22 protein-coding genes and 2 pseudogenes are annotated in these 25,186 nt (G+C 69.6%); 8 read left to right on the top strand and 16 right to left on the bottom strand.

Features of this window, described 5'->3' with window-relative positions; genetic code table 11:
- Positions 1-52: 52 nt before the first annotated feature.
- The 3 genes from BR98_RS02255 to BR98_RS02265 form a co-directional block, all read right to left on the bottom strand.
- Complete coding sequence (locus BR98_RS02255; protein ID WP_035839474.1) at positions 53-688, bottom strand: FMN reductase; 636 nt, start codon at positions 686-688, stop codon at positions 53-55.
- Positions 685-1,785 carry an LLM class flavin-dependent oxidoreductase gene (locus tag BR98_RS02260; RefSeq protein ID WP_035839477.1) on the bottom strand — a complete coding sequence of 367 codons (1,101 nt, stop codon included), beginning with the start codon at positions 1,783-1,785 and terminating at the stop codon, positions 685-687. Before BR98_RS02260 ends, BR98_RS02255 begins: the two co-directional genes overlap by 4 nt.
- Positions 1,786-1,917: 132 nt before the next feature.
- Positions 1,918-2,496 (bottom strand): Dps family protein, encoded by a 579-nt coding sequence (locus BR98_RS02265; RefSeq protein ID WP_035839489.1) that lies wholly within the window; start codon positions 2,494-2,496, stop codon positions 1,918-1,920.
- Positions 2,497-2,884: 388 nt separating this feature from the next.
- Here BR98_RS02265 and BR98_RS02270 point away from each other — a divergent pair, with 388 nt between their 5' ends.
- From BR98_RS02270 to BR98_RS02285, 4 genes are all read left to right on the top strand, one after another.
- Entirely contained in the window at positions 2,885-4,771 is a 1,887-nt protein-coding gene (locus tag BR98_RS02270) for an amidohydrolase (protein ID WP_035839492.1), read from the top strand.
- 130 nt (positions 4,772-4,901) lie between these two features.
- The gene (locus BR98_RS02275; protein ID WP_035839495.1) at positions 4,902-5,564 is read left to right on the top strand and encodes a hydrolase; all 663 of its coding nucleotides are present in this window, start codon (positions 4,902-4,904) and stop codon (positions 5,562-5,564) included.
- A gap of 56 nt (positions 5,565-5,620) precedes the next feature.
- Positions 5,621-6,145 (top strand): DoxX family protein, encoded by a 525-nt coding sequence (locus BR98_RS02280; protein ID WP_035842525.1) that lies wholly within the window; start codon positions 5,621-5,623, stop codon positions 6,143-6,145.
- Positions 6,126-6,863 (top strand): YoaK family protein, encoded by a 738-nt coding sequence (locus tag BR98_RS02285; protein WP_035839497.1) that lies wholly within the window; start codon positions 6,126-6,128, stop codon positions 6,861-6,863. The genes BR98_RS02280 and BR98_RS02285 overlap by 20 nt, the downstream gene beginning before the upstream one ends.
- A 154-nt stretch (positions 6,864-7,017) precedes the next feature.
- Here the strand turns inward: BR98_RS02285 and BR98_RS02290 are convergent, their stop codons facing one another.
- The 3 genes from BR98_RS02290 to BR98_RS02300 all read right to left on the bottom strand — a co-directional run bounded on the left by BR98_RS02290 (position 7,018) and on the right by BR98_RS02300 (position 11,544).
- Entirely contained in the window at positions 7,018-7,413 is a 396-nt protein-coding gene (locus BR98_RS02290) for an SsgA family sporulation/cell division regulator (RefSeq protein WP_232247204.1), read from the bottom strand.
- Between the two features lie 151 nt (positions 7,414-7,564).
- Positions 7,565-8,548, bottom strand: coding sequence for a helix-turn-helix domain-containing protein (locus tag BR98_RS02295; protein WP_035839502.1), 984 nt, complete (start codon positions 8,546-8,548; stop codon positions 7,565-7,567).
- A gap of 152 nt (positions 8,549-8,700) precedes the next feature.
- On the bottom strand, positions 8,701-11,544 hold the full coding sequence (locus BR98_RS02300; protein WP_035839504.1) for an ATP-binding protein: 2,844 nt from the start codon (positions 11,542-11,544) through the stop codon (positions 8,701-8,703).
- Between the two features lie 267 nt (positions 11,545-11,811).
- Between BR98_RS02300 and BR98_RS02305 the strand changes: the two genes are divergently transcribed.
- Positions 11,812-12,648 (top strand): alpha/beta fold hydrolase, encoded by an 837-nt coding sequence (locus tag BR98_RS02305; RefSeq protein WP_035839507.1) that lies wholly within the window; start codon positions 11,812-11,814, stop codon positions 12,646-12,648.
- 78 nt (positions 12,649-12,726) lie between these two features.
- On the opposite strand, the pseudogene BR98_RS37355 reads toward BR98_RS02305, so the two are convergent.
- From BR98_RS37355 to BR98_RS37360, 3 genes and pseudogenes are all read right to left on the bottom strand, one after another.
- Positions 12,727-12,870: pseudogene (locus tag BR98_RS37355) on the bottom strand (helix-turn-helix domain-containing protein); the annotation flags it as partial.
- Between the two features lie 193 nt (positions 12,871-13,063).
- Entirely contained in the window at positions 13,064-15,475 is a 2,412-nt protein-coding gene (locus BR98_RS02310; RefSeq protein ID WP_051969212.1) for an RICIN domain-containing protein, read from the bottom strand.
- A gap of 129 nt (positions 15,476-15,604) precedes the next feature.
- Positions 15,605-15,799 (bottom strand): annotated as a pseudogene (locus BR98_RS37360) (L-rhamnose mutarotase); the annotation flags it as partial.
- A 449-nt stretch (positions 15,800-16,248) separates the two neighbouring features.
- On the opposite strand from BR98_RS37360, the gene BR98_RS02315 reads away from it, so the two are divergent.
- Positions 16,249-17,043: a FadR/GntR family transcriptional regulator gene (locus BR98_RS02315; RefSeq protein WP_083975879.1), complete on the top strand. Its 795-nt coding sequence runs from the start codon at positions 16,249-16,251 to the stop codon at positions 17,041-17,043.
- Positions 17,044-17,154: 111 nt separating this feature from the next.
- Here the strand turns inward: BR98_RS02315 and BR98_RS02320 are convergent, their stop codons facing one another.
- Positions 17,155-17,871: a hypothetical protein gene (locus BR98_RS02320; RefSeq protein WP_157537325.1), complete on the bottom strand. Its 717-nt coding sequence runs from the start codon at positions 17,869-17,871 to the stop codon at positions 17,155-17,157.
- Positions 17,872-18,189: 318 nt separating this feature from the next.
- On the bottom strand, positions 18,190-18,660 hold the full coding sequence (locus tag BR98_RS02325; protein ID WP_324606649.1) for a winged helix-turn-helix transcriptional regulator: 471 nt from the start codon (positions 18,658-18,660) through the stop codon (positions 18,190-18,192).
- A 46-nt stretch (positions 18,661-18,706) separates the two neighbouring features.
- Between BR98_RS02325 and nadC the strand changes: the two genes are divergently transcribed.
- The gene (gene nadC / locus BR98_RS02330) at positions 18,707-19,600 is read left to right on the top strand and encodes a carboxylating nicotinate-nucleotide diphosphorylase (protein ID WP_232247205.1); all 894 of its coding nucleotides are present in this window, start codon (positions 18,707-18,709) and stop codon (positions 19,598-19,600) included.
- The gene (locus BR98_RS02335; RefSeq protein ID WP_035839512.1) at positions 19,588-20,481 is read left to right on the top strand and encodes a PhzF family phenazine biosynthesis protein; all 894 of its coding nucleotides are present in this window, start codon (positions 19,588-19,590) and stop codon (positions 20,479-20,481) included. The genes nadC and BR98_RS02335 overlap by 13 nt, the downstream gene beginning before the upstream one ends.
- 146 nt (positions 20,482-20,627) lie before the next feature.
- Here BR98_RS02335 and BR98_RS40045 read toward each other — a convergent pair whose 3' ends face one another.
- The 5 genes from BR98_RS40045 to BR98_RS02365 all read right to left on the bottom strand — a co-directional run bounded on the left by BR98_RS40045 (position 20,628) and on the right by BR98_RS02365 (position 25,030).
- Positions 20,628-21,590, bottom strand: a complete 963-nt coding sequence (locus tag BR98_RS40045; protein ID WP_051969213.1) for a glycine betaine ABC transporter substrate-binding protein — start codon at positions 21,588-21,590, stop codon at positions 20,628-20,630.
- 68 nt (positions 21,591-21,658) lie between these two features.
- Positions 21,659-22,444: an ABC transporter permease gene (locus tag BR98_RS02350; RefSeq protein ID WP_198042107.1), complete on the bottom strand. Its 786-nt coding sequence runs from the start codon at positions 22,442-22,444 to the stop codon at positions 21,659-21,661.
- Positions 22,441-23,133, bottom strand: coding sequence for an ABC transporter permease (locus BR98_RS02355; RefSeq protein ID WP_232247206.1), 693 nt, complete (start codon positions 23,131-23,133; stop codon positions 22,441-22,443). The genes BR98_RS02350 and BR98_RS02355 overlap by 4 nt, the downstream gene beginning before the upstream one ends.
- Entirely contained in the window at positions 23,133-24,284 is a 1,152-nt protein-coding gene (locus BR98_RS02360; RefSeq protein ID WP_035839513.1) for an ABC transporter ATP-binding protein, read from the bottom strand. Before BR98_RS02360 ends, BR98_RS02355 begins: the two co-directional genes overlap by 1 nt.
- A 62-nt stretch (positions 24,285-24,346) precedes the next feature.
- Complete coding sequence (locus BR98_RS02365) at positions 24,347-25,030, bottom strand: IclR family transcriptional regulator (protein WP_035839514.1); 684 nt, start codon at positions 25,028-25,030, stop codon at positions 24,347-24,349.
- Between the last annotated feature and the right edge of the window lie 156 nt (positions 25,031-25,186).

The following is a 25,186-nucleotide window of genomic DNA, read 5'->3' on the forward strand; positions in this document are numbered from 1 at the left end:
ACCTGGGATCAGCGCACCCTGGACATCGCGGCCCGCTTCGGCGCTGCCGTGCTCAGTCGAAGCGCAGATCAGAGAGCTGTTTATCAGAGAGCTGTCTATCGGAAACGGTCACGGTGAGGTCATCCTCGGGAAGGGAATCGGTCGCTCTGGCGGCCAGGACCGAGGCCATCTCCCGGCCTGCGCGGTGGATGCGCGCGGGCAGGCCTTCGGTGTGCGCGTCGCCGCCTGAACCCCAGTCCTCCGATGCCGCGTACACGCCGGTCGGTAGGACCACGGTCCGCAGGTAGGCGAAGAGCGGGCGCAGCGCGTGTTCCAGGACGAGGGAGTGACGGGGAGTGCCTCCCGTCGCTCCGATCAGGACCGGCTTGCCGGCGAGGGCGCCTGGATCGATCAGATCGAAGAAGGACTTGAACAGCCCGCTGTACGAGGCGCTGAACACCGGTGTCACGGTGACCAGACCGTCGGCGCTCGTCACTGCCTCGATCGCGTCGGCCAGTTGCGGTGGGGGGAATCCGGTGACGAGGTTGTTGGCGATGGCGACGGCCAGGGCTCGCAGCTCGATGACCTCCACCTCTGCCTTGTGTCCTTGATCGGCGAGCTCGTCGCGGACCGTGTCGGTGAGACGGTCCGTCAGCAGGCGTGTGGACGAGGGGGTGCTCAGACCCGCGGACACGGCGACGAGCTTCATACGGTCACCCCTTCCCCAGCGGCCGGCGAAGCGGCGGCGAGCAGGGACCGGTGGGTCGGCGCCTCGGGTACACCGACCGGCCGCCCCTTCGCGAACTCCTCGCGCAGCACCGGTACGACCTCCTCGCCCAGCAGGTCGAGCTGCTCCAGGACGGTCTTCAGTGGCAGTCCCGCGTGGTCCATGAGGAACAGCTGGCGCTGGTAGTCACCGGCGTACTCGCGGAACGACAGGGTCTTCTCGATGACCTGCTGCGGTGATCCGACGGTCAGCGGGGTCTGGTCGGTGAACTCCTCCAGGGACGGGCCGTGCCCGTACACCGGCGCGACATCGAAGTACGGCCGGAACTCGTGTACCGCGTCCTGGGAGTTCTTCCGCATGAAGACCTGGCCGCCAAGGCCCACGATCGCCTGCTCCGGTGTGCCGTGCCCGTAGTGGGCGTAGCGCGTCCGGTACAGCTCGACCATGCGCTTGGTGTGGTCGGCGGGCCAGAAGATGTTGTTGTGGAAGAAGCCGTCGCCGTAGTACGCGGCCAGCTCGGCGATCTCCGGGGAGCGGATCGAGCCGTGCCAGACGAAGGGCGGTACGCCGTCCAGCGGGCGCGGGGTCGAGGTGAAGCCCTGCAGCGGGGTGCGGAACTTCCCCTCCCAGTCCACCACGTCCTCGCGCCACATCCGGTGCAGCAGGCTGTAGTTCTCGATGGCGAGGTTGATGCCCTGCCGGATGTCCTGGCCGAACCACGGGTACACCGGACCGGTGTTGCCGCGGCCCATCATCAGGTCGACGCGGCCGTCGGCCAGGTGTTGGAGCATCGCGTAGTCCTCGGCGATCTTCACCGGGTCGTTGGTGGTGATGAGGGTGGTGGCGGTGGAGAGGACCAGCCTGTCCGTCTTCGCCGCTATGTAGCCGAGCATCGTGGTCGGCGAGGACGGCACGAACGGCGGGTTGTGGTGCTCGCCGGTCGCGAAGACGTCCAGGCCGACTTCCTCGGCCTTCAGCGCGATGGCGACCATGGCCTTGATGCGCTCGCGCTCGGTCGGTGTCCGGCCCGTGGTGGGGTCCGGCGTGACGTCGCCGACGCTGAAGATTCCGAACTGCAAGGTTTCCTCCGGATATCGGGTGGTTCAGTGGTTCTCGAGGAGTGGTGATCCACCGCACTGCTGGGATGAGTGTGCGTGTGCCGATCGAACCAGTACCGGGCCCGCACTGGGGCGGCGGCCCGGGGCCCTTCCTCAGACGCGGACCAGCGGCGTGTCGACCAGGTGCTCGGCCAGGAACCACGCCTGCCGTTCGCCGGTCCGGATCACCTGGGAGACCAGCAGGTCTATGGTGCCGTCGTCACCGCCCTCGGCCATCCGGGCGGCGGCGTCGTGGGCGTCGATGAGGATGGCCTCGTGGGCCGCCAGCAGCCGGGACAGCATGGCCGGCACCTCCTCCACTCCGTCCGGGGGCCGCGGGATCGAGGTGATCTCGGCGACGTGCCGGGGATCGCCCACCGCCACGCCGCCCAGCGACTGGACGCGTTCGGCGATGGTGTCGATGATCTCGAGCTGTTCGCCCGCGTGCTTGTCCAGGACCAGGTGCAGCTGGTAGAAGGTCGCGCCGCGCATCAGCCAGTGGTGCTTCTTGTAGAGCCCGTAGAGGATCTGGGTGTCCGCGAGGACCTTGTTCAGGCGCTGGCAGGAGTACATCCGCGCCTCGTAGGACAGGGCGACCGGGAACTGCTTGACGGTCCCGAACTCCTGGATCACCTCGCCCTTCTGGTGAAGCCAGGGCTGGCTGCTGTGGACGGCTGGGGAGTTGGTGGTCATGGTCGCCTCCTGCGGTACCGGGTTGTGCGTACTCCAGTCACGCTAGGCGCCTGGTCGAGGAAGGGTTGACCCGCAGTGCACGCGGTGGTGCCTGCCGGCGCACTGAGTTGACCTCACAGCGCGCGGGACAGGCAGTGCACTGCCGGAACGCAGCCAGTGCACTGCCGGGATACCCGGACACTTCGGCTCGAAATAGCTTGGCGGCACAGCAGTTGGTGTTCGCCGGATCCGGGCTCGCGCATCGTACGGCGACCCGCCCGGAATGCGGACCGGTTCAGCTGGAGCGCAAATCGCGCATATCCGGAGTCGTTCTTGTCCGCCGCTGCCGACGCGCGAAGTCGATACAGACGCATTCAACGCTGTTCATCCCGCAGGAGGTTGTCGAAACGTGTCCACGATCCCGGTCGGTGGGCTGGTTCCCCGCGCCACCGACAGAGCCGCGGACCTGATCGTCCGCAACGCGAAAATCCACACCGGAGATCCGGTCCGCCCGCAGGCCGAGGCCATCGCCATCCGCGACGGTGTCATCACGGTCGTCGGTGACGACAACGACGTCGCACCCCAGGTCGGCCCGGACACGAAGGTGGTCGACGCCCTCGGCCGCCGGATGCTCCCCGGCCTCAACGACGCACATCTGCACGTCATCCGGGGCGGTCTGAACTACGTACTGGAGTTGCGCTGGGACGGTGTCCCCACCCTGCGCCAGGGCCTGGCGATGCTGCGTGAGCAGGCCGCCCGCACCCCCAAGGGCCAGTGGGTCCGGGTGGTGGGCGGGTGGTCGGCCGAGCAGTTCGCCGAACGGCGGCTGCCGACCGTCGCCGAGTTGAACGCAGCCGCTCCGGACACCCCGGTGTTCGTCCTGCACCTGTACCAGGCGGCGGTGCTCAACCGGACGGCTCTCAAGGCCGCGGGATTCACCCGGGACACCCCCGACCCCAGGGGCGGCCAGATCGTCCGGGGCCGGGACGGCGCGCCCACCGGGATGCTGCTGGCCGCCCCCAGCGCCCTGATCCTCTACGCGACCCTGGCCAAGGCCCCGGTGCTGGAGGGCGAGGACCGGAAGACTTCCACCCGGCACTTCCTGCGGGAGCTGAACAGGTTCGGCCTCACCTCGGCGATCGACGCGGCCGGAGGATTCCAGAACTTCCCCGACAACTACAGCACGGTCGTCGAACTGGCGAAGGCGGGCCAGCTGTCGCTGCGCATCGCCTACCACCTCTTCCCGCAGACCGCCGGTCAGGAGATCGCCGACCTCACCCGCTGGATCGAGATGGCCCGCCCCGAGGACGGGGACGAATGGCTGCGCCTCAACGGCGCCGGCGAGAACCTCACCTGGGCGGCCGCGGATTTCGAGAACTTCGCCCAGCCGCGTCCGGACCACCCGCCTTACGAAGCCGAATTCGAGACGGCCGTACGCCTGCTCATGGAGAACGGCTGGGGATTTCGGCTGCACGCCACCTATGACGAGACCATCCGCCGGGACTTGGCGGTGTTCGAGAAGCTCGCCGCGGAAGGGCTCTTCCCGGGCGGCAACCGGTGGCTGTTCGACCATGCGGAGACCGTCTCCGCGGACAGCCTGGACCGCATCGCCGCCCTCGGCGGCGCCATGTCCGTGCAGAACCGGCTCTCCTTCCAGGGCGAGGCGTTCGTGCGCCGCTACGGCCCCGGCGCGGCCGCGGACGCCCCGCCGATCCGGGCCATGCTGGAGCGCGGCCTGACCGTCGGCGCCGGCACCGACGCCACCCGGGTCTCCACCTACAACCCGTGGGTCGCCCTGCATTGGCTCATCACCGGCCGCACCGTCGGCGACCTGGTCGTCCGCCCGCCGCACAACCGGGTCGACCGACGGACCGCGCTGGCGATGTTCACCGAGGCGGGCGCCGCACTGACCGGGGAGGAGAGCCTCAAGGGCGTCCTGCGCCCGGGCTTCCTCGGTGACCTGGCGGTCCTGTCCGAGGACTACTTCACCGTGCCCGAGCAGGACATCGCGCACATCGAGTCCTTGCTGACGGTCGTCGGCGGCCGGATCGTCTACGCGAGCGCCGAGTACGAGGGCCTCGACGAGGAACTGCCGCCGGTCAGCCCCGAGTGGAGCCCGGTGGCCCACTTCGGCGGCTACCAGGCCACGCCCGGCGCCGGCCTGTCGGGCGCCCGCCAGGCCGAGTTGCTCGGCCAGGCCGTCGCCGAATCGGAGCAGCACCGCCAGTGGCGTGCCCGACGCGGCCTCACCCCCGAGTCCGCGAGCACGTTCTTCGACCCCTGCTTCTCCCTCTGATCCCCCGGGAGGGGCCCGGCTACCAGCCGCCTCTCCCGGGACGCCTCCCCAACTCGTGCCTCCCACTGCGCGGTTGGACCCGACAGCGGGCGCCTGTCCGCGCTCGCACCACACCTGGAAAGGCCCTGTCGTGGTCAACATCTCCGAGGTCACCGCGGCCCCCAGCCCCGACCTGCTCACCCCCGACAACTGTGCGGTGCTGTTCATCGACCACCAGCCGCAGATGTTCTTCGGCACCGGCAGCGGCGACCGCACCGCGATCATCAACTCGGCCGCCGGCCTGGCGAAGGCCGCCAAGGCGTTCGACGTGCCGGTCGTGCTGAGCACCGTGGCCGCCGAGTCCTTCTCCGGCCCGATCATCCCGCAGCTGTCCGAGGTCTTCCCCGACCAGGAGATCATCGACCGCACCACGATGAACGCCTGGGAGGACGTCGACTTCGTGGCGGCCGTCAAGGCGACCGGCCGCGAGAAGCTGGTCATCGCCGGCCTGTGGACCGAGGTCTGCGTCGTGCTGCCCGTGCTCTCCGCCCTCACCCAGGGCTACGAGGTCTACGTGGTCACCGACGCATCCGGCGGCGTCAGCCCGCAGGCCCACGAACACGCCATCCAGCGCATGATCCAGGGCGGCGCGGTCCCAGTGACCTGGGTGCAGGTGCTGCTGGAGCTCCAGCGCGACTGGGCCCGCAGCGAGACCTACCTGTCGGTCATGGACGTGGTGCGGGAGCACGCCGGCACCTACGGCCTCGGCGTGGTCTACGCGCAAGCCGTCATCGGGGACCACGCCGCCGGCTGAACTCCGCTCATCCGCAGAGCCGTCAAGAACCGGGTGTCAGGAACAGGCAGGAGAAGATGAACGCTGGTCTGCTGGTGCTCCGGCTGGTGGCGGGACTGCTCATCGCCGGCCACGGGGTGCAGAAGGTGAGCTTCCGGCTCGGCGGCCACGGCTTGGCCGGCGGAACCGAGGAGTTCCGCCACGACGGGTTCCGCGGCGGTCGGCTGACCGCGATCCTCGCGGGAGCCAGTCAGATCGGTGCCGGCCTGTTCCTGACCGCGGGACTGCTCACCCCCATGGCCGCGATGGCGGCCATGGGGGTGATGACGGTCGCGGGCACCGTGAAATGGCCGAAGGGCCTGTGGGTGCAGAACGACGGCTACGAATACCCGCTGGTCCTCGTCGTCGTCTCCGCGGCGCTGGCCCTCACCGGGCCCGGCCGGTGGTCGCTCGACCATGCGCTGGGCGTCACGCCCTGGCCGCTGTGGGTCGTCCTGCCCGCGATCGTGGTCGGCCCGGTGAGCGGACTGCTCACCCGCGTCGTGTTGCACCGTCCGCCCGCCGCAACGGAAAGGAAGCAGTATGCGCAGGCTGCTGAATGACGCGGTACGAACGCTCGTACCGACCGGAGGGGACCGCCACGGCCCGCTTCCTCCCCTGATGCTGACACTGACGGTGGTCACCGGTCTGGTCGACGCGGTGAGCTATCTGGGCCTCGGGCACGTCTTCGTCGCCAACATGACCGGCAACGTGGTGTTCCTGGGATTCGCTCTGGCGGGCGCGGCGAACCTGTCCGTGCTCGCCTCCGTCGTCGCGCTGGCGGCGTTCCTCGCCGGCGCGCTCACCGGGGGCAGGCTCGGCACCCGGTTCGCGACGCACCGCGGAAACCTGTTGAAGACGGCCACCGCCCTGCAGGCGGTGCTGGTCGCGGTCACCGTGGCTGCCGCCGCGGTCACCGACGGCCGGGTCACCACCAGCGTCCAGTACACGCTGATCGTGTTCCTCGGGCTCGGCATGGGCCTGCAGAACGCGGTCGCCCGGCACCTGGCTGTCCCGGACCTCACCACGACCGTACTGACCCTGACCCTGACGGGGCTGGCCGCGGACTCCACCCCGGCCGGCGGCGAGGCGCCGCGCCCCGGCCGCCGGATCCTGTCCGTGCTGGCGATGCTCCTCGGCGCCCTGGTCGGAGCCCAACTGGTCCTGCACGGCCACCTCGTGCTCACCCTGGGCCTGGCCCTGCTGCTCCTCGCCCTCGTCTCCGTGACCACCCACCGCCTCTCGGCCGCCGACCCGGCCTGGGCACGGTCACCGTCCTGAGACAGGGACCGCTCGCCCCACGCGGGCACCGGATATGGCTGAGCCCCCTTGACCAGGGGGCTCAGCCATATCCGCCTCAGCCATCGCGATATCTCCACCACGGCGGGCGAGGCCACGTTTCTTCCTCTCGGTCGAACGATTCCGGTGGCGGGATTCAGTCCAGGCGGCCGGTGAGTTCGGCGAGGACCCGGTCGAGGTCGAGGTGGAGGCTCTCCGTGCCTGCGGGCACGAGCGAGAGCGTGCGCCGCAGGAACGCGGCGAGCGCCGACTCGTCGATGTCCACCATCGCCGTGCCCTCGGGGGATCTCAGGACGATGCGCACGAAGTCCCGGCGGGAGGCGGGGCGGGGAATCACCAGCACGTCCCCGCTGCCGGTGGGCCGACGCAGGCCCTCGGTGAGCAGCGAGCGGGCGAACACCCAGTCCACGGGTTGGGCCGAGGGCGCGCCGAGGGAGAGGCGGACGGCGTAGGGGTCGGCGATGTCGTAGTAGAGCGCCGAAGGCAGCGGGGCCGGGACCTCGTCCGGGCCGATGACGTGAACGGTCACCACGCTCGTGACCGTCGGTGAAGGCAGGACCATTTCATTCCTCGACAAGGGCTGCGGGATTGGGTTTCCTTGGAGCGATCCTAAAATCCCGCGGTGCGGGCGACTTGTCGCGGAACGCATGGAACATGGCACGAGAAAGCACCGCCCGCCGGGTTCATGCCCGGGTGTTGCGCCACTCGCGGGGGGCCATCCCGTAGGTGGCCCGGAAAACCCGGCTGAAATGCGCGGCACTGGTGAAACCCCATCGGTGCGCCACCGCGGCGATCACGACGCCGTTCCCGTGGCGCGCCAGCTCGCGCCGGCACTCCTCCAGACGACGGCGCTGGATCCACCGGCCGACAGTGGCGTCCTCGCTCTCGAAGAGCTTGTGCAGATAGCGCAGCGATATGTGGTGGGCGCGGGCGATGGTCTGCGGGGTCAGCTCGGGGTCGGCGAGATGCCGGTCGATGAATGCCTGGATCCGCAGCAGCAGTACCCGGTTCCCGCCGGGCGTGTCCGCACTCGACCGGCCGAGAACCTCGTCGACCAGCACACCGAGCAGGTCCACGACGTTACGGGCCATCAGCTCGCCGGCACGTGGCGGGGAGGTTCCCGCGCCGTCCACCAGCCCGGCGAGGAAGGGCGAGAGCAGACCGCGCAGCGGTGTGCCGGGGCCGAGCGGGGAGGCCGTGACATGTGCCAGGTCGGATTCGCTCAGGCCCAGGACGTCTCTCGGCAGGACGAGAGCCTTCGTCCGAAAGGACTGGGGAAGAATCAGCCGGCCCGGACGCGCCATGTCGTAGACGTAGATGTCGCCCGGTCCGATGAGCGTTTCCCGGCCGCCCTGCTCCAAGCGGGCTACTCCTCTGTCCAGCTGGTTGACGACCACGTACTCGTCTTCGCCGCCCTGCGCGACGTGCCGGCGCGTCCGCAGGACGGACAGGCAGTCGCCGTCCACGGTGACGGCCTGGAGCCGGCCGACAGGTGTCGCACGGATCGTGCCGGAGTACACCTCGTCGGGGACGGTGATGTCCATTGCGCCGAACGTCCCGGACAGGGCCTCGCGCCAGTACGTCCGTCTGCGGTCGACCGGCAGCGAATCGGTGGTCTGGAAGCTGCCGGGGGCGCTTCTCTCCTGGACCAGTGCGTCAAGTGCCATCGGATCCGTCCGTCTCTTCTGCGGCGTGAGTTCACGCACGGCCGCGCGTCTTCGGGGGGTGGCGGATACGCGAAGAGCCTGCCAAAGGGCCGCGGGCGCGCACATCACACGACTTCGGCCGATCGCGAGGGAGGGCGTGGGATACGAAGAAGTCACCCTGTGTGTTCGCGGGCGCCCAGCAGGCGGGCGAGTTCGACCCGGGAGGTGATGTCGAGCTTGGTGAACGCGTGCCGCAGGTGCGAACTCACGGTGTGCGGTGAGATCTCGAGCCGCTCTGCGGCCTGCCGGTTCGTCAGGCCTTGAGCCACCAGCCGGATCACCGCGACCTGCGAGGCGGTCAGCTCCGGCCACACCGTGACGGACCCCTTGGACGTCGTACGGCGTCGGGGTGATCCCAGGGCCCGCAGGCGGCGGCGGACGCGTGCGGCGTCGCGCTCGGCGCCGGCCTGGGTGTAGAGGTCGAGGGCCAGGTCGAGGTGGGGCACCGCGTGGACGACGCTCCTCGCGGCCAGCTTGCGTCCGGTGTCCTCGAGCGCCGAGGCCCGGGGAATCAGCCGGCGGATGCCCCCGTACAACTCGACGGAGCGATGCAGGAGAACGAGGTCGTTGTCGAGCAACCCCCGGGCGTGCGCGGCTGCCGCCGCCAGGATCGGAAACTGCGGGTTGAGGGCCGCACGGCGCTCCGCCACGGCGACGGCGGCCGCGGCACGTTCCAGGGCGCCGGCCCGCAAGGCCATGCGGACGAAGACGGGTGCGTCGGCCGGATCGTCCGGGCTGGCCAGCGAGGGGCCCTCCAGGCCGAAGGTCCCGAAGGACTCGTCGAGCAGCGCCATGGCCCGGCGGGGATCCTCTTCGGCGTCCGCCACCAGTGCCAGCAACCAGGAGCCGACGTTGCGCACCAGGATCGCCGGGTCGTTCAGCATCCGCTGCACATCGGTCGCGTACGCTCTCGCCGCCTTCAGGTCGTTGGTGTGCAGGGCGACGCGCACCAGCGTGTACAGGAGAGTGGCGTCGGCGAAGTTGCCCATGCCCAGTTCGTCGGCCATCGCGGACGCGGCCTCGGCCTCGGCCCGCGCATCCTCCAGCCGGCCCGCGTCCAGCAGCGCCCGGGACCTGTTCATGATCCACAAGCCCATGGCCGCGGCCTGGCCCTGCCGTTGGGTCTCCCGCACCCCGGCCTCGGACTCGGCGAGCGCCTCCACCGAGCGGCCCGCCGCGTTGAGCAGGAACGCCGTCCACAGGGCCTCCGGCACCCACAGCGAATGGGTGAAGCCTACTTCGGCGGCCAGGGCCGACGACCGTTGCGCACACTCGAACGCGGCACTCCAGTCCATCCGGTAGAACCGCACGACCGACTCGACGGCGACCGCGGTGGCCTCGGCGGCCTTGTCCTGCGCCTGCGCCGCGGCCTGCAGGGCATCCGACACCGCCTGGGCGGTCACCGTGAAGTCCCCCACCATCCCCAGCTCGAGTGCCCGCAGCGCAAGCAACTGGGCCCGCAGTGAGGCCGGGATGCCGGGAAGAGCGGCTCCGGCCCCGGCATGCCGAGCCGCCTCCGTGAAGTCGTACTGGCCGGACACCCGCGCCAGGCCGAGCCGCACCAGCGCTTCGGCCTCCGGCTCCATGCTGCCGGGCAGGGCCGTGCCGGCAAGTCCCCTGGCCTCGGCCGGCTGTCCGGCCTGCCAGAGCAGCAGCATCGTCTCGGCGATGATCGCCGGCCGCTCGGGGGCTCGCTCGGCGGTGAGTTCCAGTGCCTGACGGCTGAGTTCCGCCGCTGACGACGGCGCGGACGTCGCGAGTTCCGCCGCGGCGGCTCTCAGCAGCTCCACGGCCTTGCGGTCACCCGGCTCCGCACTGTCCAGCAGCAGGGCGGCCGCCTCGGTGACCGGTGCCCCGCGCGCCAGCAGGATCTCGGAGGCGTGGCACCGCAGCGCCCGGCGTACCGAGATGGGCAGACTGGCCTCGACGGCCTCGCGGATCAGGTCGTGACGGAACATCAGCCGGTCGTCCCGTTCGACCAGCAGATGGGTGTGGAGAGCCTCCTCCACCGGTGCGATCAGCGTCGCCGTCGGCTTGTCGAGCAGTTCGGCCAGGACATCGACGGTGACGGTGCGGCCGACGGCGGACGCGGTCTGCACGATCTCCCGGGTCGACTCGGAGAGCTGGTCGAGACGCTGCTGCACAGAGGTCTGGAAACGGCTGGGAAGACGTCCGCCCGTCAGCCGCGCCACGTCGTGCTCGACGATCACCGAGCGTTCGTCGTGCAGGCCGCGCAGCAGCTCCACCAGGAGCAGGGGCACGCCCTCCGCCCGGCGCGCGGCGCTGAGCGTCGCCGGATCCGGCGGCGCTCCCAGTACGTCCTCGGTGATCTGGGCGACCGCCGTGTCGGCCAGCGGTCCGAGCCGGAGCCGATGGCCACCGGCCTGATCCAGCCGGTCCAACGTCGTGCGCACGCCGGGTGTCCTGGTGCCGCTGCGGACGGCGACCAGCCACAGGATCGCGTGGGAGGACAGGCGGACCGAGAGCGTGCGCAGGGCGAGAAGGGTCACGTCGTCCAGCCACTGGACGTCGTCCAGGACGATGACCAGGGGCGTGTTGAGCGCCACCTGTTCCAGCCGGTCCTGCAGCTCCTGCAACAGCCAGAACCGCTGCTCGGGCGCCGCCGCGAGGTCACGCAGCTTGTCCGTGTCGAACAACGGCTCGGGGCCCGTCAGCAGACCGTCCAGCAGCGGGCCCAGCGGAACGAACTGGCCGTCGGGATCCGCGCCTCCACGGAACACCCTCAGTCCACGGTGCACCGCGACGGTCTGCGCCTCCGACAGCAGACGGCTCTTGCCGCTGCCGGGCGCGCCTTCGACGCACACGATGCCGCCGCGGCCCTGAGCCAGCGCATCGCACCGCGCACCGATGAAGTCCAGCTCCTCCTCCCGGCCCCGTACGGGTGGCTGCACGCCACCGGGTCCGTCAGTGAGGTACGGCTGCTGAAAACGGTCCAAGCGGTATCCCCGTACGAGTGCGTGGCCGGGAGGAGACGGAACAGGTGGAACCAGGTCAATGCTGCCTCAGCGTGCCCTGTCCCGTCGCCCCCGAAATGGCACTGTCCGCCAGACGAGGTGCCGCTCACATGTCCTCTTCCTCCGTGACGCTGCCGGGCAAGAAGCGCTGCGCTCGGGGACAACAGGCGACGAGACGTGCGCCCTAGCGTGAGGACATCCCAGGGCGCGCATCGCCGCGCCAGTCACTTCGGACGAAGGAACGACACCATGCCGTACATCACCGTAGGTCACGAGAACTCCACCACCGTCGATCTCTACTACGAGGACCACGGCACCGGGCAGCCGGTCGTCCTCATCCACGGCTTCCCGCTCGACGGGCACTCCTGGGAGCGGCAGAGCGCCGTGCTGCTCGACGCCGGCTACCGCGTGATCACCTACGACCGCCGCGGCTTCGGACAGTCCAGCCAGCCGACGACCGGCTACGACTACGACACCTTCGCGGCCGACCTGAACATCGTGCTGGAGACCCTCGACCTGCACGATGCCGTCCTGGTCGGCTTCTCCATGGGTACCGGAGAGGTCGCCCGGTACGTGTCCGGCTACGGCTCCGCCCGGGTCTCCAAGGTCGCCTTCCTGGCCTCGCTGGAGCCCTTCCTGCTCAAGACCGACGACAACCCCGACGGAGTCGCTCCGAAGGAGTTCTTCGACGGCGTCGTCGCGGCCGTCAAGGCGGACCGCTACGCGTACTACACCGACTTCTACAAGGACTTCTACAACCTCGACGAGAACCTCGGCACCAGGATCAGCGAGGAGGCCGTGCGCAACAGCTGGAACGTCGCGGCAGGCGGCGGCTTCTTCGCCGCAGCGGCCGCGCCGTCGACCTGGTACACCGACTTCCGGTCCGACATCCCGGCCATCGACGTACCGGCCCTGATCCTGCACGGTACGGGCGACCGGATCCTGCCTGTCGACGGGACCGCGCGGAAGTTCCACAAGGCGCTGCCGTCCGCCGACTACGTGGAGGTCGAGGGCGCCCCGCACGGCCTGCTGTGGACCCATGCCGAGGAGGTCAACACAGCGCTCCTCACCTTCCTGAGGAAGTGACCTCCCGCCGCGGACCCGGTAGGGCTCGCAGTGTTGGCCAAGGTCGTCCTGGGCCGCGCCTGCTCCGGCAGGCACGGTTCATTCGCCCGCAGTGGTTTCGGCCTCCCAGCGAAGCAGGTCGCCCGGCTGGCAGTTGAGTACCTCGCAGAGCGCGGCGCGCGTCGCAAAGCGCACCGCCTTGGCGCGGCCGTTCTTGAGTACCGCCAGGTTGGCGCTGGGAACGCGCCAGCACCTCGGCCCCGTTGCCGCAGCCGTAGCAGAGCGGGAGCGAGCCGCAGAGCAGGATCGAGGAGATCAGCATCCGGTTGAGCAGTTCGCAGGATGCGGTCGGTGGGGCGGAGGAGGCAAGCGTTTGTGGCCGACGGCGTGCGCCGTCGGCCACAAGGGAAGGCGTTTTGTCAGCCGGTGCTGCGGGTCAGCCGAGGTTCCACTGCTGGTTCGGGCTGCCGTAGCAGGTCCAGAGCTGGAGCTTGGTGCCGTTGGTGGTGCCGGCGTTGCTCACGTCGAGGCACAGGCCGGAGAACACGTTGGAGATGGTGCCGTCCGGGTTGAGCTTCCACTGCTGGTTGACCGCGCCGGTGCAGGTCCAGATCTGGGCCGCCGTGCCGTTGGTGGTGCCCCATCCGGCGTCGTCCAGGCACATCTGGCTGCCGCCGCTGAACAGGGTGATCTGGTTGGACGAGTCGTGCGTCCAGGACTGGTTGGTCCCTCCGGTGCAGTCCCAGATCTGCTGCTGGGTGCCGGGGGTGGTGCTCCAGTTGCTGTCGTCCATGCACTTGTTCGCGGCGACCGCGTGGATCGCGCCGGTGCCGATGCCGTTGTTGGTGATGAGGCCGGCCTGCGCGATGACCTCTTGTGCTCCGGCGGGCCAGTTGTAGCCGCTGACCTGGACGTTGCCGGTCAGGACGTTGTTGTGCCCGTCTCCGGTGGTGACGGCTGTGCCCGCCGCCGCGTTGTACCAGTTGTTGGCGAAGGTGTTGTTGCTGGTGTTGTTGTTGGCGTCGGCGTTGGCGAAGGCCCAGGCGTTGGTGTCCTGCAGGACGTTGTTCTGCAGGGTGACGTAGCGGGAGCCTTCGTCGAGGTAGAGCCCGACGGTGGTGTTGTTGTTGTAGACGTAGTTGTCGGCGATGAAGCCGCCGGGGTTCGCGGACAGGTTGTAGATGCTGCCGCCGTCGTGGAAGATCTTCTTCGTGTCGTGGACCTTGTTGTAGGTCACGACGGTGTTCTGCAGCGTGGTCGGCGTGGTGTAGGTCTGCTGGTAGTTGTAGGTGCCGCGGTTGACGTAGTCCTGGCTGCCGCCCGGGTCGTTGATGCCCCAGCCCCAGCCGATGTCGATGCCGTCGTAGCCGAGGTTCGAGACCTCGTTGTGGGTGACGACGGCGTGCGAGACGTAGGTGGACAGGATGCCGGGCATGTCCTTGTAGTCCTGCGCCACGTTGTTGACCAGGTTGTTGTTGATCGTGACGTTCTGGTTGGTCATCGCGGAGTTGGACGGGTGGTGCGCGTCCGGCTGGACTCCGCCGACGACGATGCCGCTGCCGGCCTCGTTCGTGAAGGTGTTGCCGCTGACGGTGACGTTCGAGGCGCCGAGGCCGGTGCCGGAGGCGACGGCGTCCGAGTCCTCGCCGATGCCCAGGCCGACCTGCCCGAGGTTGGTGAAGGTGTTGCCGCTGAAGGAGATCCCGCTCGCGGCCGAGACCTGGACCGCCGCGGGGACCTCGCCCCAGCTGTTGCGGGTGGATTCGAAGGCCTGGCAGCCGCTGTTGCAGGAGGTCAGGAAGTTCGAGGGCTCGTTGGAGTAGGTCTGGTTGAGGAACGTGCCGGTCTGCTGGTCCGCGTAGCCGATGTTGCTGCTGGGGGCCAGCCAGGTGCTGTGCTGGAAGCTGATGCCCTGGAAGGCGAGGTTGTGCACGGGGTTGCTGAGACTGCCGCTGATGTCCAGGAGCGAGGTCAACTTGGGCAGTTCGACGTCGTGGGCGGTGGGGTTCCAGCCGGTCGGCGCCTTGTAGAAGAGCTGGCCGGCGACCGGGTCGAGGTACCACTGGCCGGCCGTGTTGAGGAACGCGTACGCGTTCTCCAACTGGAGGGCCCCTCCGGCGAAGGGGGTCTCCATGGTGTCGTAGCCCCAGCCGTTGTTCTGCCAGGCCGGCTGCTGCATGGTGATGTTCGTGCCGCTGATGCTCTGCACCGGCGCGAAGCGGTCGGTGAAGGAGTTCTGGGACTCGATCTCCATCCGGTTCAGCTGCGGCAGGCCGGCGATCCAGTTGAGGTTGGGGTTCTGGATCGTCATACCGGTGCTGGTGAAGGCGACGTCGCTGCGGGCGATGCTCATCGCGGCGCGCGGCGCGGGCGCGCCGTCGACGTAGAGCTGCCGCGAGTCGAAGCCGGTGGGGACCGACGCGGCGTAGATGTTGTTGGCAGAGTTCTGCAGGGTCCAGCCGGTCACCTGCTGGCCGCCGGAGATCACCGGCGTCTGGCCGGGCGCGGCCTGCCAGAACACGGTGTGGCCGTTGGTGCCGGAGTCGGCGGTGCCGAGGCTGAGCGGTGAGGTCAGCCGGTAGGTTCCGCCGGCGAGTTGGACGACGATGTCGCCGCTCATGTTGCCGTCGATGGCTTCGACGGACGTCTTCGCCTGGGTCAGGGAGCAGGGTGCGGTCGAGCTGCACGCCGTCCCGGAGCCGGTGGGGGATACGTAGAGGGTGGCGGAGACGGAGGCGTGCGCCGCCGTCGGGGTGGCGAGGGCGGCGGCGACCAGGAAAGCTGTCGCTGTCGCGATCTTCGCGGGGAGGCCTCGGCCGACCCGTCCTCGGTGCTGGTGTGACGTCATTGTCCGGTGCCTTTCGCTGACGGACTTGCTTCTGCGCCCTCCCGAGGGCGCGGTGGAGCACCGCCGGCCGTGTCGCGGGGGCGGCGCGGCGGGGACTGAGTGACGCGGATTCGCCCGGCCTTCGCGGTCTCAGGGCTGCGGCGTCTGGTGCAGGTTGCGGATCTCGGGCGGCTCTGAGCGGCGGCTGCCCTCAGGAGCGTCGGGCCTGGGCTCCGGGCAGCGGTCGGTGAAGGTCCGCCAACGCTGCGTTTCGGGGTCGCCCTGGATGGAGGCGAGGTCGGTGTCGAAGTCGTTGCCGCGGTACTCGCAGTAGGCGAACAGGGCACCGCCGGTCCGGGTCGCTTGTCGCTCTGCTCGCGTCGGCTCCTCGGGATGTGCGTGTCAAGGGAGACTCCACGGCGTCGGGGTGCGCACGTCTCCGACCGACAGGCGGGCCGTGGCAATGGAAATGTGTATGACTCAATGCACCCAGTGGTTCCTGCTGCGGGGAACAGCGGCTCTGACAGGCCAGCAGGTCAGCGGGTCACCGTGATGTGACATAAGAGCCGGTAGTCGGCGGGTGAGTCAAGAGAATGAGCAAGCCTATTTCCGTGACATTGCGTCCGCGTCTCACCGCTGTCCTGGCATCACCCCAGGTGACGAGCTGTCGCGACCACCCCTTGCCAGAATGAGTCCTACTTATCTGGTCTTCGCGGGCCAGTGGCTGGCATGCTCTTGTGCCGCGAAGGCAATTGGTCATACTGTGCGTTGCCCGGACGAAGGAGAAGCACCTGGTGGACGGCGCGCCGGCAGAGACAGCCTCGGACGTGCTCCCCGGCACCTCGGCAGCGAACGGGGCCGCGTACCAGCCCGGCTACGAAGTCGTCGCGGAGCAGATCCTCAAGCTCATCGCCGAGAGGCAGTTGCAACCGGGCGATCGGATGCCGACGGAGCACGAGCTGGCCGCGTTGCTGGGCACCAGCAGGACGGTCGTGCGCGAGGCGGTGAAGATCCTCTCGGCGATCGGCCGGGTCCGCGCACAGAAGGGACGCGGACTCTACGTCGCGAACGACGAGGGCATGCTCAGCTCCTCGCGCTGGGGCGGGTTCTTCATGCCGACGGACCTCGACCAGATCTTCATGCTCTTCGAGTTCCGCCGCGTCCAGGAGACGGCCGCCAGCCGGCTCGCCGCCACCCGCGCCACCCCGGCGGAGCTCCGGGCGATCAAGGACGCCATGGAACTGTGCCGGGAGGGGCACGAGACGGGCCGCAACGCGCTCTTCGAGCAGGGCGACGACGCGTTCCACCTCGGCATCGCCGGAGCCTCGCACAATCCCTTCCTAGTCGTCGCCGTCCGCGAGGCCCGCCGGCTGCAACGGCAATCCAACACCATCGGCATGCACGGGGGGCTCGGCGACCACGCGAGGGACGCGCTCGCGGAGCACGCCGCCATCTACGGCGCGATCCGGGACGGCGACCCGGACGCCGCAGCGGAGGCCGCCAGCGTGCACCTGGACAAGACCCTCGAGGACTACCGGCGCGAGATCCAGCGCCGTGTCTTCGGCTCGGGTTCGCCCGAGACCCGTTGATCCTCTCAGCGGCCGTACGAGCCGCTGACGACCTCGTCACGACCTGTGGATCAGATCAGCCCGGGGCACTGGTGCGGTCGCCAGGTCCGGCGGCACGGCACCTGTCTCAGCTCAGCTGCCCAAGGGGCGGAACGCCGAGTCGAGTCCGTCGAGGGACCAACCGCCGCCGCCAGGTTGGCAGTTCAGGGCGGTGTCAGCGCTGCTGGAGGCGTTGGTACCGCTGTTGAAGTTGACGTTCGGGGTGTTCGGCAGCAGGCCCATGTAATACATTCCGGCCGAAGTCCATACACACTGGTGCAGGTTGAGGAAGCGGCTGGTGGCCAGGTCGAACGATCTGACGGCGGAGTTGGCCAGCACGAGTTTCCAACCGCCACCGCCAGGGCCGCAGCTCAGCTGGGTATCGGGCGTATTGGAGACATTGGTGCCGGTATTGAAGTTGACGTTCGGCGTGTTCGGGAGGATGGCGGTGTAGTGCTGCCCGGCCGAGAAGTACACGCACTGGTGCAGGTTCAGGTAGCGCCCGGCAGTGAGATCGAAGGCCTTCACGGCGGAGTTGGCGGGCGCCTGCCGCCATCCCCCACTCCCCTGACCACAGGAAAGCGTCGTGTCCGGCACCTCGGAGACGTTCGTGCCCGTATTGAAGGCTCCATTCGCCGTGTTCGGCAGCACGTTCGTGTAATGCCCGCCGCTGCCCACATAGACGCACTGATGCAGATTCAGGTACCGCTCGGCGAGCCGCAGCCCCGAGGGCCCCGCCACCGCGGTGCCTCCGAAGACCAGGCCGACGACCCCCGCAGCTGCGGCCACGACGAGGGAAGACCTGCTCATGGGGTACTCCTCCCGAACTGACGTGCCCGACAGGGCGTTTACGCACCAACCTACCAGCGCGAGGCCGCTAGGGATTCGTATCCGCACGAAGATACCTCGTGCGGGTCAATTGACGGACGATATGCCAGGCCTCGGGCGAGCGATGGAAATCCGCCCACTCGGATCCCTTCTCGCTCGATTTTCGGCTTCCACGCCGACTGCGGATGTAGCCCATAGCGCCGACGGTCGGAACCAGGAATCCGTGTCGGCGGCCCCAGAACGCGGCCTGCACAGCGGATGATCAGGCGGGGCGTCAGTCGGCGGCGTCCCTTTCCGGCGTCAGTCGGCGGAGTCTCTGTCCGGCGTCCCGTCGCCCACGGTGTCCGGACGCGAGACGCTGCTGGTGGACTGGTCGTCGGTGTGGTCCGCCGCTTGCGGGTCGATCGTGGCCGCCCAGCGTTCCGCCCAGTGGGCGAGGGGGTTCAGGGCGTGGCGCGCCTCCTGCCCCAGTGGGGTGAGCTCGTAGCGGCTGTCCAGTAGTTGGTGAATCACCTGGGCATCCAGCAGTTCGGTCAGGCGCTGCCGCATCACGCTGGAGGACATGTCGTCGCACTGCTTCTGCAGGGGGCGGAATCCAAGCGGACCCGCGCGAAGCTCCCACAGGATGCGCAGACTCCACCGCCGTCCGAACAGATCGAGTGCGGCCATCAGGGGGCGGCCGGTGGTCGAGCCGCGAACAGGCTTGCCGGGTCTGGGTGTTGCCATGTGGGATGTCCAGCTCTCCAGGGTTGATGCTTCGAATTCCGACACGCTAGCATCGGTGGGCCGCTTCGGAAATCGAAACGTTGGAGACCAGATGACCATGACCGAGTTCCCGTCGGCGGCAGCACGGGCCGCCGCCGCTGCCGCCCTGATCGAGGACGCGTCAGGGAATGACCTGACCACCGTGTGGAGCGTTCCCGAGGACCTGGCGGCCACGGCCGACATCCGCACCCGGCAGAGCGGTATCGCCGCCGGCCTCCCCGTGGTCGCCGAGGTCTTCGCGCAGGTCGACCCCGAGGTCAAGGTCGAGGCGGCCGTCGCCGACGGCGCCCGACTGGCCGACGGCCAGGTCCTGGTTCACCTGTCCGGGTCGGCGCGCAGCCTGATCACCGGGGAGCGCACGGCGCTGAACTTCCTGCAGCGCATGTGCGGCATCGCGACGCTGACCGACCGCTACGTCCGAGCTGTGGCAGGGACCGGGGCGCGCATCCTGGACACGCGCAAGACGGCGCCGGGCCTGCGAGCCCTGGACAAGTACGCGGTCACCGCCGGCGGCGGCCACAACCACCGCCTCGATCTCGCGGCGATGGTCCTGCTCAAGGAGAACCACATCGCTGCGGCGGGCGGGGTGACCGCCGCGATCGAGGCGGTCCGGCGCGGGATGGCGCGCACCGGGCAGACCGTGGAGAGCGATGTCGAGGTGCAGACCGTCACACAGGCCGTCGAGGCCCTCGACGCCGGAGCCCGCTGGATCATGCTCGACAACATGCCGGTGGCCGACATCGAGCAGGTCGTGAAGCTCCGGGCCCGGCGGGCCGACGCTTCCCGGATCCTGCTGGAGGCCTCGGGCACCATCCGCCTGGACAGCGCTCGCGCCATCGCCGGGACGGGCGTCGACCTCATCTCGGTCGGGGCGTTGACGCACAGCGCGCCCGCACTGGACCTGACGATGCTGCTGACCACCGGCCCGGTGCCATGCCCGAGGTAGTGATCGTCGACGCGTGTCAGCGAAACGGCGCGGGTGGCAGCCCGACCGCCGTTCTGGATGATGCGCCGTTCACCGACGAGGAGCGATGCCGCATTCCCACGGAACTGGGAACATCGCACGCCGTCTTCCTCCGCTCGACCGGAACCGAGCGTGGTCAGCCCTCGTACACACTGCGGTTCTTCACCGCCCAGGGCGAACTGCCCGCGTGCGGCCACGGCACCCTCGCCGCCCTCGCCCTGCTCGCCGAGCGGGAAGGCGGCGACCACCACTACCGCGCCGTCCTGCGCACGGCCCACCGCAGCTTCGACGGTCGGGCAAGCCGAAGCGGTGACGGCCTGACGGCGTCGTTCGACCCGGGCCCGGTCAGCCTGCGTAACGCCGGAGGACCCGAACTGAAGGCAGTCGCAGGCGGCCTCGGACTGACGGAGGACGCGATCGCCGGGGACGCCTGCGTGGCATCGAACGGGCGGCCGAGGCTTCTGCTGCCTGTCCGGTCCCGCGCCGCACTGGCCGAACTCACGCCGGACTTCGCCCTGTTGCGCGCAGCCTGTGACCGCTACGGCCTGCTGGGCTGCTACGCCTACTCGCCCCCGGACCGACACGGCCGACCGGACGGACACGGCCGAGCGGACCGACACAGCCGAGCGGCAGCCCGGATGTTCGCCCCGTCGATCGGCCTCCCCGAGGACATCGCCAACGCCAACAGCACGGCCTGCCTGACAGCGCATGCTGCCGGGTTCGGCACGCACCACCTCACAGTCGACATGGGTGACCACCTCGGCAGCCCGTCCACCATCACAGCGACCGTCCACCGCGACCGCACGGGACACCGGATCCACGTCGGCGGCCAGGCGGCGATCTCGCGCATGGTCATGCGCTAGCCAACTTCACCGTGTCCGCACCGAACTGCCGTTCAAGGACGGTGACCTGATGGCGCAGCGCGAGGGGTGGCTGGTGGCCGTGACAAGGCCGTCAGGTGGCCTGCGCCGCAGCGAGTCGGGACGCAGGCCACCCGGCGTGGCCCCGGTCAGCCGTTCTTGGCGAGATCGGCGATGGAGGTCAGGTGGTACTTCGCCGCCGTCGCCTTGGTGACCACGATCGCGTCCGCATCCTGGGCGGCGGACTGGTCGAGGACGGTCAGCGGCGCCGGCGTGGCCTTCTGGAGGGCCGCGAAGACGTCTGCGGAGGAGACGGCGGTGGCCTTCGGGTCGAAGTACTGCAGCAGCACGCCGCTGTACTCGGGGAGCAGGTCGATCGATCCGTCCTTGAGGCCGGGGATGTAGGCCTCGCGGCTGCCGATGTTCAGTCTGGTGGTGACGTCGGCGCCCTGGGCCTGGAGGGCCGCGGCGTAGATGTCCGCGAGGAGGACGTTCTCCTGGAAGTTGGCCGAACCCACCTTGAGGCTGACACCTGCGGCCGCGGTGCCGGTCTTGTCGAGGCCCTGCTGGCCCAGCCAGTCCTTGGCGACCTGGGCCGGGTCCTTCTTGTCGGTGATGACCTTGGCGTCGAGGGAGGTGAGGGTGGGGGTGTCGAGCTTGTCCGAGACCGCCTTGAGGGTGGCGGTGACGCCCGGGGTCGCCTTCGCCTTGTTGATCAGGGGCAGCACGTTCTGCGCGGTGTAGAGGTTCTTCGGGTCCTGGAGGACGACGAAGCCGTTGGCTTGTATCGAGGGGTCGGTCGTGAAGATGTCGCCCGCGTCGATCTGGCCGCTGGTGAGGGCGTTGATGGTCAGCGGGCCACCCGCGTCGAGGGACTTGTAGGAGCTGAAGGTGACACCGTAGGTCTGCTGGAGGCCGGGGAGACCGTCGGCGCGGGTCTTCAGCTCCGGCGGGCCGCCGAAGATCAGCTTTCCGGCGATGGTGTTGCCACCGCCGCTGCTGGCGCTGCTGCCCGCTGACAGTCCGTTGGTGCCGCTGCTGCCGCTGCTGCCGCAGGCGGTGAGGGCCACGGCGGAGGCCGCGGCGAGGGCAAGCGTGATCGCCTTCTTCATGATGTCTCCTGGGTGAGAGGTGGTCCGGTCGGGGTCGGAAGGGAGAAGGTGGCGTAGCCGCAGTGGCGCTACGCGGTGTGCCCGGCGGGCTGCGTGGTGACGGCGGTGTCGTCGGTCTCGTCAGTCTCGTCGGTGCCGTCGGTCGCGTCGGTCTCGTCGGTGTCCTCAACGGTGCGGCGCGGGAAGCGCCCGGAGACGCCCCGCGAGACGGTGTAGCGCTGGATCACCGCGAGGATGATGTCGGCGGCCGCCGCCAGCAGGGCGACCAGCAGGGCGCCCGCGTTGCGCTCGGCGAAGTTCTGGCTGGCCTGGCCGTCGTAGACGAAGCGGCCCAGGCCGCCCAGGCCGAGGTAGGCGGCGACGGTGGCCGTCGCGATGACCTGGAGGGCGGCGCTGCGCAGGCCGGAGAAGATCAGCGGTAGCGCGTTGGGCAGTTCGACCCGGCGCACCACTTGGGCGCCGCGCATCCCCATGCCGGATGCGGCGTCGCGCACGGCCGCCGAGACGTTGTCGACGCCCGCGTAGGTGTTGGACAGGATCGGCGGGATCGCCAGCAGGACCAGCACGATCTCGGTGGGGATCAGATAGACGGTGTCGCCGCGGTCGTGGATGTGCGGGGCCAGCATCACGTAGAGCAGGATCAGCAGGCCGACCACGGGCAGCGCGCGCACCGTGTTGGCCGTGGTGACCAGCCATCGGCCGCGGCCCGTGTGTCCGATGAGCAGTCCGGCGGGCAACGCCAGCACGGTGGCGATCACCAGGGCGATCAGCGCGTACTGCAGGTGTGCCGCGAGCTGGTCGAAAACGCCGCCGGCGGCGGTCCAGTTCCCCGGATCGTTGAGCCACTCGATCACGAGGCCACCGCCCTGCGCCAAGGGGTGGTCAGCCAGTTGATGCCGACGACGAGCAGGTCCAGGACCAGCGCCAGCAGCACGCACAGCACGATGCCGAGCGTGATCGGCGGGTAGTAGGGGCTGCCGACCGAGAGCTGGAAGCCGTTGGTGAACAGCTCGCCGAGCTCCGGGACGCCGATGGTGCCGGCGACGGCCACGAGGCTGACGTTGGCGACCACGGCGACTCGGACACCGGAGGCGATGACCGGGACCGCGAGCGGCAGCTCCACCTTCAGCAGCCGTTGACGGCGGGTCAGGCCCATCGCGGTCGCGGCCTGCACGACGTCCTCCGGTACGGCCCCGAGGCCGTCGGCCACGACGCGGACCAGCAGGGCCAGCGTGTAGACGGTGAGCGCGACCGCCACGTTGATCGGGTCCAGGATCTGGGTGCCGATGAGGTTCGGCATGGAGACGAACAGCGCGATCGACGGGATGGTGTAGAGCAGGCCCGCGGCGGTGATCAGGGGCGGGTAGGCCCACTTGTGGCGGTGGGCGAGCCAGCCCAGCGGGAGGGCGATCAGCAGGCCCAGCACGACCGGGAGCGCGGAGAGCCAGGCGTGGTAGCCGAGCCAGTCCAGTACGTCGCTCCGGTGGTCGCGGAAGTACCCGAACATGCCCAGCGGCGAGGAGTCGACAGCGAGCACGGTCATCAGCCGACCCCTGTCCCGGCGGCGTCGTGCGCCCGCTGTTCACGAACAGCGGTGCGCTGCTGCTCGATCCGGGCGAGCACCTCCGAGGCGGTGACCGTGCCGAGCAGTCGGCCCGAATCGTCGACGACGACGCCGCGGCCGCTGGGGGCGGAAAGCGCGGCGTCCAGCGCCTCGCGCAGCGTGGCCCGCTCGGTGGCGAGCGTGCCGCCGAGGTTGAGCTGCTGCGAGGTCACCTGCCCGGAACGGGCCTCGTCGGCGAGCCGGTCGGTGTGGAGCCAGCCCTGCGGTCGGTCCTCGGCGTCGGTGACCAGCACCCAGCCGTCCTCGGCACGGTCCTCGACCTGGCTGAGGACGGTGCCGAGCCGGACCGCCTCCTCTCGGCGGATCGGCAGGCTGCCGGCGGCTGTGAAGCCGAGGGCGCGGTAGCCGCGGTCGCGGCCGACGAAGCCGGCCACGAAGGCGTCGGCCGGGTCGGAGAGCAGCTCGGCGGGCGGTGCGAGCTGGGCGAGTCGGCCGCCGACCTGGAGCACCGCGACCTTGTCGCCGAGCTTGATGGCCTCGTCGATGTCGTGCGTGACGAACACGATCGTCTTGCCCAGCTCGCTCTGCAGGCGCAGGAACTCGTTCTGCAACTGCTCGCGCACCACCGGGTCGACGGCGCTGAACGGCTCGTCCATCAGCATCACCGGAGGGTCGGCGGCCAGTGCCCGGGCGACGCCGACGCGCTGCTGCTGGCCGCCGGAGAGCTGGGCGGGGTAGCGCTTGGCGAAGTGCGCCGGCAGCCCGACGCGTTCCAGCAGCTCGTGGGCGCGGGCGCGGGCCCGCTTCTTGTCCTGGCCGAGCAGCTCCGGCACGGTGGTGATGTTGTCGAGGATGGTGCGGTGCGGGAAGAGTCCGGCGTGCTGGATGACGTAGCCGATGCCGCGGCGCAGTTCGTGCGCGGGGACGGTGGAGGTGTCGCGGTCGTCGAGCCAGATGCGGCCGCTGGTGGGCTCGATCATCCGGTTGATCATGCGCAGGCTGGTGGTCTTGCCACAGCCCGACGGTCCGACGAAGACCGTGATCTCGCCGGAGGACGCGACCAGGTCGAGCCCGTCCACCGCGACCGTGCCGTCCGGGTACTTCTTGGTCACCGATTCGAATCGAATCACGAGGAGTTCACCTCTTCCGTTTGTTGTTCCGACTAGGGGCCGTTTTCCGCTTGCTGTTCCGTTCAGGGGCCGGTGACGCCGAGTTGCTCGGAGATCGCGTCGGCCTCGTGGCGGACGATCCGGCCGTAGGCGTGCATCACGTCGTCGTCGAGGCGGTGGCTGGGACCGAGCAGGCTGAGGGCCCCGCCGATCCCGCCGGGCTGGCGGATCGGCGCGGCGATCGCGGTGACATCGGGCTCCATCCGGTCGCGCTGCGCGACGTATCCTTCCGGCGGGGTCAGTCCGCTCAGCGCCAGACCGACTGCGAGGCCCTTCAGTGGCACCGCCCGGCCGACCCAGCTGGTGTGCCGGATCGAGTGCGTGCCTTCGACCACGGCGACGTAGATCGCGGTGTCGCCGGGGCCGGCCATGCTGAGGTAGGCCGACTCGCCGGTGGCCGCGACGATCCGCCGCAGCGCCGGTTCGGCGAGTCGGACCAGCGACTGCCGGCCCAGCGCCGCCGCACCAAGCTGGATGAGGCGCGGGCCCGGACAGAACGCGCCGTCCGCGTCGCGGGCGACGAACCCGGACCCCTCCAGGCTGCGCAGCAGCCGCAGCGCGGTGCTGGCCGGCAGGTGAGCGCGACGGGCGCACTCGGAGAGGGTGATCTCGCCCTCCGCGCAGACCTCGCCCAGCAGGCCGAGCGCACGGTCGACGGTCCGCGTGGAGGAGGGGGTGGCCGGGCCGGGGAGTGCGCGGCCGTCCATGACCGATGGATCATCAACTTCCTTGTGGTGCTGCTTCACTCGCGCGCCCCCCAATGGAATTTCACCAGATGGAACACCCTTGCCATTGGCCGGTACAGTGGCACACTGGTCGCCGGCGCGAAACCCCTTCTGTCGAAAATCTCGCGAGGGAAACAC

The organism is Kitasatospora azatica KCTC 9699 (assembly GCF_000744785.1).
Taxonomy (GTDB): Bacteria; Actinomycetota; Actinomycetes; order Streptomycetales; family Streptomycetaceae; genus Kitasatospora; species Kitasatospora azatica.